At 23.8% G+C, this 16,269-nt stretch carries 12 protein-coding genes and 1 tRNA gene; 5 read left to right on the forward strand and 8 right to left on the reverse strand.

The features are described 5' to 3' along the window. Positions 1 to 22: 22 nt before the first annotated feature. From hflC to pgi, 6 genes are all read right to left on the reverse strand, one after another. Positions 23 to 1,000, reverse strand: coding sequence for a protease modulator HflC (gene hflC, locus U0T63_02620; protein ID XBC39212.1), 978 nt, complete (start codon positions 998 to 1,000; stop codon positions 23 to 25). Next, on the reverse strand, positions 993 to 2,207 hold the full coding sequence (hflK, locus tag U0T63_02625) for an FtsH protease activity modulator HflK (GenBank protein ID XBC39213.1): 1,215 nt from the start codon (positions 2,205 to 2,207) through the stop codon (positions 993 to 995). Before hflK ends, hflC begins: the two co-directional genes overlap by 8 nt. A gap of 361 nt (positions 2,208 to 2,568) precedes the next feature. Further along, complete coding sequence (miaA, locus tag U0T63_02630; GenBank protein ID XBC39214.1) at positions 2,569 to 3,519, reverse strand: tRNA (adenosine(37)-N6)-dimethylallyltransferase MiaA; 951 nt, start codon at positions 3,517 to 3,519, stop codon at positions 2,569 to 2,571. Positions 3,520 to 5,351: 1,832 nt separating this feature from the next. Beyond that, complete coding sequence (locus U0T63_02635) at positions 5,352 to 6,518, reverse strand: mannitol-1-phosphate 5-dehydrogenase (protein XBC39215.1); 1,167 nt, start codon at positions 6,516 to 6,518, stop codon at positions 5,352 to 5,354. A gap of 107 nt (positions 6,519 to 6,625) precedes the next feature. Further along, the gene (locus U0T63_02640) at positions 6,626 to 8,527 is read right to left on the reverse strand and encodes a PTS mannitol transporter subunit IICBA (GenBank protein ID XBC39216.1); all 1,902 of its coding nucleotides are present in this window, start codon (positions 8,525 to 8,527) and stop codon (positions 6,626 to 6,628) included. Positions 8,528 to 8,743: 216 nt separating this feature from the next. Then, entirely contained in the window at positions 8,744 to 10,393 is a 1,650-nt protein-coding gene (gene pgi, locus U0T63_02645; protein XBC39217.1) for a glucose-6-phosphate isomerase, read from the reverse strand. A 318-nt stretch (positions 10,394 to 10,711) separates the two neighbouring features. Between pgi and orn the strand changes: the two genes are divergently transcribed. The 3 genes from orn to U0T63_02660 all read left to right on the forward strand — a co-directional run bounded on the left by orn (position 10,712) and on the right by U0T63_02660 (position 12,465). After that, positions 10,712 to 11,263 (forward strand): oligoribonuclease, encoded by a 552-nt coding sequence (gene orn / locus U0T63_02650; protein XBC39218.1) that lies wholly within the window; start codon positions 10,712 to 10,714, stop codon positions 11,261 to 11,263. A gap of 94 nt (positions 11,264 to 11,357) precedes the next feature. Beyond that, positions 11,358 to 11,430 (forward strand) — tRNA-Gly (locus tag U0T63_02655). 405 nt (positions 11,431 to 11,835) lie between these two features. Further along, positions 11,836 to 12,465, forward strand: a complete 630-nt coding sequence (locus U0T63_02660; protein ID XBC39509.1) for an N-acetylmuramoyl-L-alanine amidase — start codon at positions 11,836 to 11,838, stop codon at positions 12,463 to 12,465. Positions 12,466 to 12,665: 200 nt separating this feature from the next. On the opposite strand, the gene rpmE is transcribed toward U0T63_02660, so the two are convergent. Next, positions 12,666 to 12,878 carry a 50S ribosomal protein L31 gene (gene rpmE, locus U0T63_02665; protein XBC39219.1) on the reverse strand — a complete coding sequence of 71 codons (213 nt, stop codon included), beginning with the start codon at positions 12,876 to 12,878 and terminating at the stop codon, positions 12,666 to 12,668. An 808-nt stretch (positions 12,879 to 13,686) separates the two neighbouring features. Here rpmE and hslV point away from each other — a divergent pair. Continuing rightward, positions 13,687 to 14,217, forward strand: a complete 531-nt coding sequence (gene hslV, locus U0T63_02670; GenBank protein XBC39220.1) for an ATP-dependent protease subunit HslV — start codon at positions 13,687 to 13,689, stop codon at positions 14,215 to 14,217. 12 nt (positions 14,218 to 14,229) lie between these two features. Next, on the forward strand, positions 14,230 to 15,564 hold the full coding sequence (hslU, locus tag U0T63_02675; GenBank protein XBC39221.1) for an ATP-dependent protease ATPase subunit HslU: 1,335 nt from the start codon (positions 14,230 to 14,232) through the stop codon (positions 15,562 to 15,564). A gap of 214 nt (positions 15,565 to 15,778) precedes the next feature. On the opposite strand, the gene zapB is transcribed toward hslU, so the two are convergent. Further along, positions 15,779 to 16,018, reverse strand: coding sequence for a cell division protein ZapB (gene zapB / locus U0T63_02680; protein XBC39222.1), 240 nt, complete (start codon positions 16,016 to 16,018; stop codon positions 15,779 to 15,781). Between the last annotated feature and the right edge of the window lie 251 nt (positions 16,019 to 16,269).

The raw sequence follows: 16,269 nt of genomic DNA on the forward strand, positions 1-16,269 counted from the left end.
TAAACACCAAAACAAAATATTATTAAAACTTTTTCATATATTTAAAAAAATAGTTGTTTTCTGGATTAATTATTAAAATATCTTGTCCACTTTTAAAACTTTTTTCATAAGCTTGTAGACTACGAATAAAATCGAAAAATATAGGCTCTTTATTAAAAGAACTAGAAAATAACTTAGCTACCTCAGCTTCTCCTTCTCCTCTTATTATTAACGCTTTACGCTGTGCTTCAGATAAAACTTTTACAACTTCATAATCAACAGATGCTTTTAATTTTTCTGCTTCTTCTTGACCCTGTGATCTTTGACTTCTAGCAACTGCTTCTCGCTCTGCTCTCATTCTATTATATATTGCGTCAGATACTTCAACAGGTAAATTAATTTGTTTGATACGTACATCTATTACCGTAATTCCTAGCTCATTCATACTATTAGTATTAATTAATACTTTATTATATTTATGATTTTTAGTATCTAACATCATATATTCATTTTGTTTTCTAATTTTATTAGAAGTATAATCTGCACTACCAGTATTTAAAGCATCTTTCACATCGTTAGTTAATTTTCCTCGAGAATCAGTTACAATTTCTTTTACATTTAATCGACCTATCTCCGAACGCAATCGATCACTAAATTTTCGCTTCAATAACATTTCTGCTTGAAAAATATCTCCACCCCCTGTTGCTAAATAATACCGACTAAAATCGCTAATATTCCATTTTATATAAGAATCAACAATAAGGTCTTTTTTCTCTTTCGTAACAAAACGATCAGCTTGATTATCTGTAGTTTGAATTCTAGAATCTAAAATCTTTACTGTATCCACTAACGGAATTTTTATATATAAACCAGGATTATATACTACAGGTTGACTTTGACTATTACGTAACACTTTACCAAATCGCAACACAATACCTTTCTGTCCTTCTTGAACAATAAATAAACATAAAAACAAAAAAGTCAACATCGTACTAAAAACGGTCATGAAAACTTTATTCATTACTACCCTCTTTTATACAATCACTTCTAACTGAATTTATTTTTCTTTGATCCATTACATCTTCATTTAATTTATTTATAGTAGATTCTTCATTTTTATCTTTTTTTAAGTTAGAAGCGTTATCTAAAGAAACATCTTTTTTAGAAGAATCATTAGATGTAGATAATTTATTTTTTTGAAACACTAAACTATCTAAAGATAAAAACAACGCGTTATCGTTAATCAATATTTTCTTAATGTTACTAAATATTTTTTCCATAGATTCAATATATAGTCTTTCTATAGTAATCTTTTTTGAAGATTTATACCAAGGAAGTATTTTTGAAAATCTAATTACTTCTCCTTTAGCTTCTGCTATTATACGAGATTTATAAGCTCTTGCCTCTTCTAAAATACGTTGAGCTGTACCATTTGCTTTAGGTTGAACTTCATTGACATAAGCTTCTGCTTCTCTAATATACTGTTCCCTATTCTCTCTTGCGGCAATAGCATCGTCAAAAGCAGATTTTACTTCTTCAGGAGGTCTAGCTGTCTGAAAATTTACATCTAATATAGTTATACCCATTTCATATGGTAATATTGTTTTTTCTATTTCTTTCTGAGTATCACTTCTAATTACAGTTCTACCTTCAGTCAAAATACGTCCCATAGTAGAATGACCTATTACGCCTCTTAACGCACTGTCAGTAGCCTCTCGTAAACTATCATCTGGATTAGTTACAGAGAACAAATATTGTACTGGATTAGTAATACGATACTGAACATTCATTTCTACCCGAACAACATTTTCATCAGAAGTTAACATAATACCTGAAGTTGCTAATTCTTTAACAGTCTTAATATCAACAGGAGTTACTTTATCAATAAGCATTAATTTCCAATTTAAACCAGGTTCTACTAAATGGCTAAATTTTCCAAAACGTGTTATTACTCCTCGCTCTGCTTCTTTAATAGTATAAAAACCATTAATTATAAAAGAAAGAAAAACTGTTATAAAAATTAGCACTATAGGGTTCTTAACAAACTTAAAAAACTTTGAATTATTACAAAAAAAACTCTTTCTAGTTCTGAAAGAACTAAGAAAATTTTTAAATTCAATAAAATTAAAAAACTTATTTTTTTTATTTTTGAAATCTTCCGATTTTCGATCATGATTACTCCAAGGATCGAGATTAGGTTCATTACTACTTGGCTGATTCCAAACCATTGTTATCTCCGTTTATTATTTCATTACTTTAAAACTTTATAGTATTGTAAACTCAAAATAATTTTATCACATATCAACCAAATAATTAAAATCTATAGAATATAAAGCGTTTTTAACTTATAAAAACTTTATTTATAATGCAAATTTTTAAATTATTACAACACACTATTTTAAATATGTTTAAAATTCTAAAGAATTGTTGACAATATATAAATTCAAATAATATTAACTTAATCTCATAAAATTACATACCCATTGAACAAATTTTATACTAGAACTTCTATGCTTCAATATTGATAAACGTAAAAAATTACATATTAACAGATAATTAAAAAATTTATAAATAAAAAGTAATATATCTTTAAAAATATGTGTTTTTAATAATTTTAACTATTTGATGACTTAAATTATCTATATTTCCAAAATTTTTTAACTCATATATATTTTTCCAATTTTTTAACCATGTCAATTGATTTTTAGCCAATTTTTTAGTAGCAGAAATAGATTGAAAAATCATTTCATCATAACTTAAACTATTTAAAAGATAATTCCACATTTGTCGATATCCTACACAACGTATAGAAGGTAAGTCAATATGTAAATCTCCACGTCGTAGTAAATTTTCCACTTCATTTTGAAAACCAAGAAATAACATTTTATGAAATCGAATATATATATTCTTTTTTAACCAATCCTTACTATATGGAATAATTGAAAATTGAATTACATCATATGGAAATTTATAATTCTTTGACATTGTAAGTTCTGTTAACGTCTTTCCAGATATATAAAATATTTCTAAAGCTCTTAAAATTCTTTGAATATCATTGGGATGAATTCTTTTTGAAGAAGTAACATCAATTTCTTTTAATTTGTTATGCAAAAAATTTTTATTGTTTTTCATAGAATACAAATATGAACGAACATCATAGTTTGATGGAGGTAATTTCGGCAATCCTTCCAATAAAACTTTAAAATAAAACATCGTCCCTCCAACAAGCAACGGAACTTTATCTTTAGAAATTACGTGTTGTATTGCTTCTAAAGCATCGCTCTGAAACTCACTTACAGAATACCTTTCCATAGGATCCTTAATATCAATTAAATGATATGGATTATATAATAGTTCCGATTTAGTGGGTTTTGCTGTACCAATATTCATATCACGATAAACTAATGCCGAGTCTACACTAATTAGTTCAACTGGAATCAATTTTCTTAACTTTAATGCAATCATACTTTTCCCACATGCAGTGGGGCCCATCAAAAATATAACAAATAATCTTTTAAATTTTTTATTTTTAGTAATCATCGTTTAATAACTTTAAACTAAAATTAATATTTATAAATTATAAATAGCTTAAAATAAAATTTTTATCAAATTTTTGTAATATCTTACAAATTCTAATAGTAAAATCAAAAACTTAAAATCATTTCAATATAACATGTTAACTTCTATAATATTAATAATCTTTTACTTTCTAAAAGCTATTTCATCATACTTCTATTTCGTTTAAAAATTATTTGATGTGCTTTTAATCTTAGTCAGTACATACAAAACACGAATACCTAAATTAAATTTAAAAAATAAAATGATTTAATACAATTTGGAATAAAAACCTTTACGTATATAACATAAAATATAACTTTCGTATTATTTTTTTATAATTATAAAAAAATCTCTAAAAATATTTAACTATATATTACTATTTGAATTTCTAATCTTAACTCAATTTATAAATTAGACGTTTTACTATAAGTAGAAAAATATAAACAGCTTTTACATTTTAGTTAAGAATAATAATCCTCTATAAGAATAAACAAACGTCTAAATATAATAGAAAATTTTAAAAATAAATTAACTATAAAAAATTACCATTTTTAATTTTTTAAAACCATTTCTAAATTTAATTTAAAATTAAAAACACAATTAAATTCTAATATATATATGAATTAATAATTTTTCTTACAAAGAAAAAACTTACAACTAAAACTATCTAATTTTTCAAAATTCATAAAATGAAATGTATAAAAACATACATATACAGCTTTATTTTATAACAGACAAGTAGAATACTATGTAACACTATATGTACCCATATACATACTTGAAAATATTTTCTTGCTTAAAGCATAATTAATGTTCAACTAATTAACATTAATTCAACAATAAATATAATAAATTTTATAATTTTTATTTACATTTTATTTTTGAAAACACCATGATAAAAAATTCTACACAATACTGTACTTTTATACATCATCATATTAAATAAATAAAATTAATTCAATTTTAATATAAAATATTATATCCTATTCTCAAATATTTATGTTACTATATAAATACTTCGTAAATACAAATTAATCAAAAGCAAAAACGACTTCAATAAGAATTAATTCTCTACTTTTAAACATAATTATTAGACTTATAATGGTATTACATCAATTTTAATTATGTTTTTGGACTAATATTTATTTTTATTCTAAAATAGAAATAACATGATACTTTATTAATTCTAAAAAATTTATAATATTTAAAATACAACATATTTTCAAAATACGCAAAACCTCAAACAAATTTCAAATCATTATCTTCATTCCTCAAAAAAATAAAGCTCATTATATACCTTGATATTAATATGATATAAATTGATTTTTTTATATCTATAAAAGGAAATAGTTAATTCTAATTTATAAATTGTAAAAAAAACTAAAAATTTTATTTAAAAAACTACATAAACACTAACTAAAATTTATTTATAAAATTTAAAATAATAATTAGTTTTAAACTTTTTATGAAAATTTTACTAATTGTATCAACAAGTTAAGACAAAATTGCAATTCTTTTATCTTGTTCTGATTCCATTATCTCTAATATTGATTAGATATAATTCTCTGATTTAAAATTAATGTTTAATATGTTCAAAATTAAAACATATTTCCATATCATTTTTATAAATTCTTTTAAAACTCATACCAAAAAATAAATTGCTTTACTTAAGTTATGAAACTTAACGTTATTATAAAAATATGCAAAGATGTAATAGATTTTTGAGATGCAAAATATATTTAAATTTTTAGATCTATACAATATTTTAACAAAAAAGTTTATTTATCGTTGTAAACAATTATATAACACTTATGCTAATTAATAAGATTATTCTTAAAAAACCAAAAATATTTCTTAATTAAATTACAAATAGATAATTCTAAATCCAAAAAACTAATGTTTGATAAAATATGATCAATACCCTTATTTTGAATTAAATAGTTCAACTCTACTGCTTCACTATCATTAACATCTGTATAACATAATGTAGCCGAAACGCCTTTTATTAAATTTATATTAGGAGTTTTATATTCTAAAGTTCCCAGAATAGGTTTGATTAAACGATCGTTTTTTTGCAATTTTCTCAAAGGATTTCGACCTATCCTTCTTAAATCATCAGAAAAATAAGAACTTTTAAATCTCGACAAAATAGAATTAATGTAACGATTATGTGTAATTTTATCAAAATTATGACGCAGTACTAATACATTTCCACTTTCATACATTGCCCCACATACCACATCATATATATTTTTATCAGAAATAGAATCAAACATATTTTCATATCCATAAACTACACCTAAATATGCAGCAATAGCATGTCCCGTATTTACTGTAAACAACTTTCGTTCGCTATAAGCATTCAAATTATCGCTTAATTGCATATTAATAATATTAGGAATATGTCCTCTAAACTGATTTATATCACATATAAACTCTTTAAATGGCTCTACCTTAATAAATAATATATTTTCATTTTTTTTATAATCAGAAGATACAATCCTATCCACTACTGTATCTACAAATCCCACATTATCTTCTAAATATTGATGATATTTTTTAGGCAAAAAAAATAAAACATTTTTTTTAAGTTCTGAAGTACAACGAAAAGAATTTTCGCATGCCATAATATTTAAAAATTTTTTTTCACCAGATTTTATTTTATATATTATTCCTTTGGAAATAATACTAGCCAAAGAATTAATAACATTGACTCCTACCGCTGTTGTAATCACATCCGAATTTTTAATAACAGATATAATATCTGAATCACATAAATGTATAGCTTTTATATTTTTAATTTTATCTAAATGAGAATTTTTACCTAATGTTTCAATCTTGTATTCATTAAAAAAATTTATAGCATCAATAATTTTTTCATTAATGTCAGAAAAAATTAAATCAAAACCCGAATGAATCAACATTGGCCCAATAAAACCACGACCTATATTTCCAGCTCCGAAATGTAATGCCTGCATCATCTTTTCCAAAATACAATTTTGTTAAATAAAATAATATTGTATTATCAAAATAAAAACAACGTCTTTTAAGAAACTTTCAAAGTATTTAATAATTACTAAATAATCTTTTAATTAAATAGTCTTAAAATATCATTAATGTCATTTGTTTTAGACAAAGCTTTAATTACTTTATGATCATCTAAAGCCTTTGTAATACTACTCACTACCATAACGTGTTCATTATTACGTGCAGCAATACCTATTACCAAACATGCAATATCATCAGAATGATCTCCAAAACGCACACCTTTAGGAAATTGACAAAATATTGCTCCTGTTTTCAATATAAAATCTTTTGCCTGTATAGTACCATGCGGTAAAGCAATTGATTCTCCTAACCATGTAGACATAATTTCTTCTCGTTCTAACATAGCTGAAATATATTCTTGTTTTACATATCCTTGATTTACTAGTTGTTTTCCTATGAACTTAATAGCCTCTTGTTTATTCTTAGCAGTTTGATTTAAAAATATATTTTCTTTCCTAAAAGAAAATATATTTTTATCCTTATTACTTTCTTTCTTAATTATATTGTTACATGTTGAATTAACATGATTAGTTTTTAACTTTATTAAATCACTTCCTAATTTTTTATAAAAATCTCGATCTAAAAAATTATTCAGAGATAAATGCTGAAATTGGGGATGTTTGACTTTAGCTCTTTCAGTTAAATTTTTATGAGTAATGACTAAATCGGTATCATTAGGAATAGAGTCAATAGCAGAGTTAGAAACGATAATATTAACATTTAAAGAACATAAAACTTTTTTTAACATTTCAGCACCTATTGCACTAGAACCCATTCCTGCATCACAAGCAACAATTATTTTATTTATCTTTGTAAAAACATTAAATTGAAAATTATTAAAAACTTTCTTATTATATTGAGGTTTAAAATTGTTTTTCATATGTTTAACTGATACTGTTTTCATATCATTTTGAAATAATTTATTAAAAATCCTTAATATCACTAAAGACATTAAAAACGATATTAAACATGACATTGAAACAGCAAACATATTAACAATATATAAATTTTTCGGTGTCATAGCCAAAATTGATATAATAGAACCAGGAGAAGCCGTTGATATTAATCCACCTCCAAAAATCATTAATATAAATATATTAGTCATTCCACCTAAAATTAAGGCTATAATTAATCTTGGATTTAATAAAACATAAGGAAAATATATTTCATGAATTCCACCTAAAAGTTGAATAATAATAGCGCTCTTTAAATTTGATTGAACATTTTTGTTTTTATGCTGTAAAAAAAACAATGCTAAAAGCATACCAATACCAGGACCTGGATTTGATTCAATTAAAAAGAAAATAGACTTTTTAAAAATATCTACTTCTTGCATGCCCAAAGAAGAAAAGATTCCATGATTAATAGCATTATTTAAAAATAATACTTTTGCAGGTTCAATAAAAATTGCAATTAAAGGCAAACAGTTATGTTTTACTATCACACTCACACTATATTCTAGAATATTAGAAAATTCTTCAATAATTGGACCAATAACGAAAAAAGAAACTATCGACAAAAATATTCCAATAATTCCAGCTGAAAAATTATTTACCAACATTTCAAAACTACTAGAAACCTTACCTTTAATAATACTATCAAACCCACGAATACACCATCCTCCTAAAGGTCCAATGATCATAGCACCTAATAACATAGGTAGAGTAGTATTAACTATAGCCCCTATTATAGCTATACTGCCAACAATAGCTCCTCTTTTCCCATGCATTAACCGTCCACCAGTACTAGCAATTAAGATAGGAAAAAGATAAATTATCATTGGATTAATTACTTTTTCTAAATTTTCATTTGGAATCCATCCAAAATTAAGAAATAAACCACTAATTAATCCCCATGCAATAAAAGCGCTAATATTTGGTATAATCATTTTACTTAAAAATCGACCAATATTTTGAATTTTAACTTTTATTAACATCGACATGATTTTTCCTTACTTCATTTATGCAATTCATAAAATAATTATTTTAATAAAACGACATAATGTAAAAATGTTTTCGAAATTTTAAGAACGTTTTAATACGAGCTTAAACATTATTATTTAAAAATTTAAAATAAAATTTATATCCATCAATTTAAAAATATTTGATTATTATAATTAATCAATAAAACAGCTATTTTAAAAACAATAATTAAAAAACTAACGCAACAATTTATAAAAATTAATTAATCCATTTGTAGATGAATCATATTTAGTTTCTTCTAAATTATTGGTTAAAGTAAGAGAAATAGATTTTGCAAGATTTTTTCCTAATTCTACACCCCATTGATCAAATGTAAAAATATTAAATATAACACCTTGTGTAAATACTTTATGTTCATATAATGCGATTAAAGAACCTAAATTATAGGGATTTACTTTATGCATAAAAATAGAATTACTTGGCCTATTTCCTTCAAATGCTTTATAAGGAGATACATTAAATAATTTCTTGGATTGATATGTAGTATTTATTGTATCTTGATCTATATTCTCTTTAAATTTCCCAAACGCTAACGCTTTAGTTTGTGAAAAAAAATGAGATAATAATTGTATATGATGATCAATTAAAATACTATTATTAGGATGTATTGAAGCTATAAAATCACAAGGAATTAATTTAGTACCTTGGTGTAATAATTGATAAAACGCATGTTGACCGTTAGTACCTGGCTCCCCCCAAATAATTGGACCAGTTTGCCAAGTTACTGGAAAACCATTTCTATCAATATTTTTCCCGTTAGATTCCATATTAGTCTGTTGAAGAAACGCTGGAAAACGGCGCATATTTTGATCATATGGCAAAATTGCTTCTGTTTCTGATAAAAAAAAGTTATTATACCAAATACCTATTAATGCTAATATAACAGGTATATTTTTACTTAAAGTAGTATTTACATAATGTTGATCCATCGCATATGCTCCATTAAGAAGCTTTGAAAAATTATTAAATCCAATAGAAAGAACAATAGATAATCCTACAGAAGACCATAACGAATAACGCCCACCAACCCAATTCCAAAACAAAAATATGTTTTCAGATTTAATACCAAAACTAACTGCATTTTTCATATTTTCAGATATTGCAATAAAATGTTGATCTATACAACTTTCAGTGTGAAAATATTTCATCATCCACATTTTAGCTGTATTAGCATTAATAATTGTTTCCTGAGTAGAAAATGTTTTAGAAACAATCAAAAATAACGTTGTTTCTGGACATAATTTTTTCAAAACATTAGAAATATGCGAACCATCCATATTAGATACAAAATGTATTTTTAAATGATTTTTATAAGCATTCAGTGCTTTAACTACCATAGAAGGACCTAAGTCTGATCCTCCAATCCCAATATTTACTACATCGGTAATAGATTTTCCTGTAAATCCTTTCCACACTCCATTAATAACCGATTCTGAAAATAATTTCATCTTTTTAAGAACTTTTTTTATGTCAATCATGACATTTTTTTTATTATACATAACTGGACTATCACTATTATTTCTTAATGCCGTATGTAGAACCGCACGACCTTCAGTACAATTTATTTTCTCCCCATTGAACATACATTGCATGGCATCAATTAAATCTACTTCCTCTGCTAGCATAAGCAATTTCGACATTGTTTCACTAGTAATTCTATTTTTAGAAAAATCTATCAATATTTGATCATTAAAATTTATAGAAAATCTAGAAAATCTCTGCTTATCTTGAAAGAATAAATCTTTCATATGCAAATTCTTTATTTTTTGGAAATGTCGTTTTAAACTTTCCCAAGAATAGGTTTTGATAGGATTAATATTTTTCATGTCAAATCTCATTAAATTAAAACTAAAACGTTAAATAAAACACATTTATAAAAGCATATTATCACTACTTACTTATTTTATAATCATACAAAATAAATTTGATTATAAAGTTTCAAATGTTATAAACAACATCGTAAAATTATTCTATTCAATTTTTCAAAAATTCTAGCTAATTTATATATAATAATACTAAGAAATTAAACTTTTTATATATTTAATTTTAAAATTTAAACAATTATAAAACATATATATTATAATATGTATATAAACTAAGTTTTAAAAATATAAAATCGATAATTTAACATATTAAAAAATTTAATGAATATCAATAAGAATAATTTAATATGGATTGACTTAGAAATGACAGGTTTAAATCCAAATAAACATAAAATTATTGAAGTTGCCGTATTAATCACTAATAAAGAGTTAGACATACTCTCTACTCAACCCACTATAGCAATTTTTCAAAATGATACTCAATTAAAATTAATGAATCTTTGGAATCAAAATATTCATTTCAAAAACGGATTAATAAATCGAGTTCAAAAAAGTTTATATAATGAAAAATTAGCCGAAATTAAAACTATTTCTTTTTTAAAAAAATGGGTTCCTAAAAATACATCACCTATGTGCGGAAATACTGTCAGTAAAGATAGACAATTTCTATTTAAATATATGCCTACTTTAGAAAAATATTTTCATTATAGACAAATAGATGTAAGTACAATAAAAGAGCTAGCTATAAGATGGAACCCTCAATTGTATAAAAAATTCAAAAAAATAAATAATCATCAAGCACTCAACGATTTATACGAATCAGTAAAAGAATTAAAATATTATCAAAAAAATTGGTTAAACATCCACGTCTAATATTAATTTAATGTTATTAAAATTCTTTAAAATATGTCAAATTTTTAAATTATTTCTTGAATTTTTTTTTTATTTGTAATAAAGTTAAAATTATGCGGGAATAGTTCAGTTGGTAGAGCACAACCTTGCCAAGGTTGAAGTCACGAGTTCGAATCTCGTTTCCCGCTTATTCACACTAAATTAAAATTAATATAATTATTTCACATTTTAGTTTTACATATAATTATCTTATAAATAAAAACTTATAAAAAATTTACAAAAGTAAAAAGGAAGTATATGTTTAGCTGTATATTACATATAATGGTATTTCTATATAACTCTATTAATTCAAATATGATTCATATGTTTTCAAATATATCAATAAATCAAGTTCAGCATAAAAAAAAATAAATACATTATATTCAGAAAAAAAAATTTTTCCATACAAATATAACCTCCATCACATTTCAAAAAAAAATTTTTATAAAAAAAATTATATTTTAAAATACGGTATTAAAAAGAAAAAACTTCTCTCAAAAAAAAAATATAATATTCTAAACCAATCTAACATTAAAAAAAAAATTATTATTGCTATTGATGCGGGACATGGAGGTCAAGATCCTGGAGCTATTGGAATTAATAAGACTGAAGAAAAAAATATAAACTTTTCAATTTCTAAAAAATTAGAAAAAAAAATAAACAGCTCAAATATTTTTAAAGCAATAATGATCCGAACAGGAAATTATTACCTTTCCATTTCTAAAAGAATTAAAATATCCGAGAAGAATCATGTTAATTTATTAATTTCTATTCATGCAAATTCATCTAAAAATTCTAAAATATCTGGGTTATCTGTATGGGTATTGTCTAAAAAAGGAATGAAATTTGAAATTACTCATTTATCAAAAAAACAAAACGCTCTTAAACGCCACAAAAATTATATGAAACCCCCAATTTTAAACTCAAAATTTAATTTCGTAAAAAAATCGGGATATACATTAGCAAAAAAAATTATTCAAGAATTTAAAATTTTTAAATTTTTATATCAAAATAACCCTAAACATGCAAACTTTGGAATATTAAAATCCCCTAATTTTCCATCTATATTAATAGAAACTGGATTTATAAGTAATATAAAAGAAGAAAAAAAACTAAATAACAAAAATTATCAAAAAATTTTAGTAAATTCTATATATCTTGGATTAAAAAAATATTTTCTATAATATTTAAAATAACCTTAAATATGTATTTTATACATGTACTTCAAAAATTTTTAGTATAGATTTGCACAATAATCAAAAGTTCTAAAATACTTGGTATTTACTTATTCTAATTTATTCTTAAACAATATATAATTCTCATTTTAAATTTTATAAAGATATAACAACATAACATTTATTATAGAAATATTTAAAAACTTATTTTATGTTTTAACATTAATTTTAAATTTTTTATTGAATTTTTCGATACGTCCTTTAGTATCTGCTACTCTTTGTTTTCCAGTATAAAAGGGATGACATTTAGAACATACATCAATACTTATATCTCTACATAAAGTAGAGCATGTTTTAACAATATTTCCACAAGAGCAAATAATCAATACTTGAGAATAATTAGGATGAATGTTTTTTTTCATAAATTCTTCCAATTGTAATTAAAGATCAAAATTGTTAAAATATTTACATAATATTTTTAAAAACAATTTAAACATAGTTATTATATTACTGCAAAATTATTTCTATATAAATACTTTTTAATATTTAGATTTATTTATACTTTAATAAAAATTTTGTGTATCTATACAATCTAAATTACCTAAAATAATTCTAAAGCTATCTAAAAATATTTAAATATATAAAATTTAAAAATAAAAATATTAGTTTTAAATAATTAATATTTCTACAAACTATTTAAAAATTTTTTATTTTAACAAAAGTTTATATTCATGCTTTTAAAAAATGTAATATTAAAATACATACCATTCTAGCTGTCACTATTACATCAATATTCACTTTTACAATATCATTATTTTATGTGCAATCTAAATCAATATGTTTATTTAAAATATCTTTCAAATTAATATTAATTATACAATATAAAATATTTTAAAAAACAAATAATTTAAAATATTCAAAAATACAACATTAATATGTAAAATTTAATTAAAAACATGAATATGTTTATATATGTAAAATATAAAAAAATGTTTTAATATTAAAATATATCACTTAAATTCACTTCGTTATATATTTCTAATGAAATAATTTATAAAACCAGTTAATTTTATTTAAAATATTACATACTTTTAATATATAAATACCTCTTGTATTTTACGGTTTAAATTCTTAAATAAAATAAAAGGAAATTAATAAAATATTGTGAAAATTCAAAATACATTATTAGTATCTTAAAATTATAAATTTTATTACAAGGGATCATACTTTATGACGACAATTCTTAGTGTACGTCTCAAAAAACAAGTAGTTATTGGAGGAGACGGACAAGCCACACTAGGTAATACTATCATGAAAAGTAATGTTAAAAAAGTGAGAACACTATATCATGAAAAAGTCATAGCAGGATTTGCTGGAAGTACAGCAGACGCTTTTACATTATTTGAATTATTTGAAAAAAAGTTGTTAATGTATCAAGGTCATTTACAAAGAGCAGCAATAGAGTTAGCACAAGATTGGAGAACTGATAAAATATTGCGAAAACTTGAAGCATTATTAGCAGTAGCAGATAGAGAAAAATCGTTTATCATAACAGGAAATGGTGATGTGATTCAACCCGAAAATGATCTTATGGCTATAGGTTCAGGCGGACCTTATGCACAAGCAGCAGCACAAGCAATGTTAGAAAATACCTCTCTTAGCGCCAAACAAATTGTAGAAATAGCACTTAAAATTACTTCTAAAATTTGTATATATACAAACGACGTATTTACCATTAAAGAATTAACTTCAAAAAAGTAAGGACGAATCTTTATGTCAAACATGACTCCTCGCGAAATAGTTAAAGAACTTAATCGATTCATAATCGGCCAAGAAAAAGCAAAACGTGCAGTAGCTATTGCTTTACGAAATCGCTGGCGTCGTATGAAATTAAATAAAGAACTAAGACATGAAATAACACCAAAAAACATTCTTATGATTGGACCAACTGGAGTAGGAAAAACAGAAATTGCTAGACGTTTAGCAACATTAGCTAATGCTCCTTTTATCAAAGTAGAAGCTACAAAATTTACAGAAATAGGATATGTAGGAAAAGAAGTAGACTCAATCATTAGAGATTTAACAGATCTATCTATAAAAATGATACGAAAACAAGCTTTTAAAAAAAATAAAAATAAAGCGAAAGAAATTGCCGAAGAAAGAATTCTAAACGTTTTAGTTCCTACTATCGACAAAAAATGGAAAGAATCAGAAACTTCCAACCAACCTAGTGCTGCTATGCAGTTATTTAGAAAAAAATTGCGAGAAGGAAAACTTGATGAAAAAGAAATCGAAATTAATATTTCTACAACACCTATGGGTGTCGAAATCATGGCACCTCCTGGAATGGAAGAATTAACCAGCCAGCTACAATCACTATTTCAGAATTTAGGAGGTAGAAAAAAAAACATTAGAAAACTAAAAATTAAAGATGCTATGAAATTATTAATAGAAGAAGAATCTGTAAAATTAGTTAACTCAGACGTACTCAAAAGAGAAGCTATATATGCTGTAGAACAACATGGAATTGTTTTTATCGATGAAATAGATAAAATATGTAAACATAGGGGGACAACTGGTCCAGATATTTCACGTGAAGGAGTACAACGCGATTTACTACCACTAATTGAAGGTTGTACTATTTCTACCAAACACGGCATGGTTAAAACAGATCACATTTTATTTATTGCATCAGGAGCATTCCAAGTATCTACTCCTTCAGATTTAATTCCAGAGTTACAAGGTCGTCTACCAATACGAGTAGAATTACAAGCATTAACAATTGATGATTTTGAACTAATTTTAACAGAACCCAAAGCATCTATAACTGTACAATATAAAGCATTACTAAAAACAGAAAAAGTTGAAATTAATTTTACCAAAGAAGGAATTAGATACATTGCTGAAATAGCTTGGAAAGTTAATGAATCTGTGGAAAATATCGGAGCTCGTCGATTGTATACTGTATTAGAACATCTTATGGAAGATATTTCCTTCAATGCTAGTGAACATCAAAATGAATTAATTATCAATATAAATGAAAAATATGTTCGAGAACGTTTAGATAATTTAGTTTTAAATAACGATTTAAATCGATTCATTTTATAAAAACCATTCTAAAATTAAATATTTTCTTATATAAAAAAATTACTTTCCTATCTTAAAAAAGATAGGAAAGTTATCGTATTAATAAAAAATTTATATCTTCAACGTTTTGTTCTCAAAAAGTATTATTTTTGTTTTAAATATTTTATAAAATCTTTATAAACAGAATATAATGTATTTTAAAATAAATTAAAATTAATATATATTCATATCATAATTATATGTTATTAATTTTGCTTAATAATCTATTTAACATATCTTTCCAAACATCTTTTTCTTCTTTTAACTTTTTATTCTCTTCTTCTATCTTTACTTTATTAGATAATATCAAATCAATTTCTTTTTTTTGATTATCATTCTTTTCTTTTAGTTCTTTTAATTCTACTTGTAATAATAAAATAGTATCAATAGCTTGCTGTATTTTTTCTTCTAATTTTGAAAAAGTTTCAAAAATCATTAATATACATCCTTATTATATTATTTTACAATACAATAAATATTTCAATACACTAAATTAATGTTCAAAATCAAATAAACTATAAAATTATAATTTTAACTATATCTTTAAACATTCAATTATGTTTGAAAATATTTAATATAAATAAATGTTTATATGATTTAGTTTCAACATAACAAACAAAATATAACATTTAAAATTATATAATTTTACAGTTTAGAACTAAAATTTATGAAAATTAAATTTAAATT

Source organism: Buchnera aphidicola (Nurudea shiraii), from assembly GCA_039829955.1.
GTDB lineage: Bacteria > Pseudomonadota > Gammaproteobacteria > Enterobacterales > Enterobacteriaceae > Buchnera_B > Buchnera_B aphidicola_AY.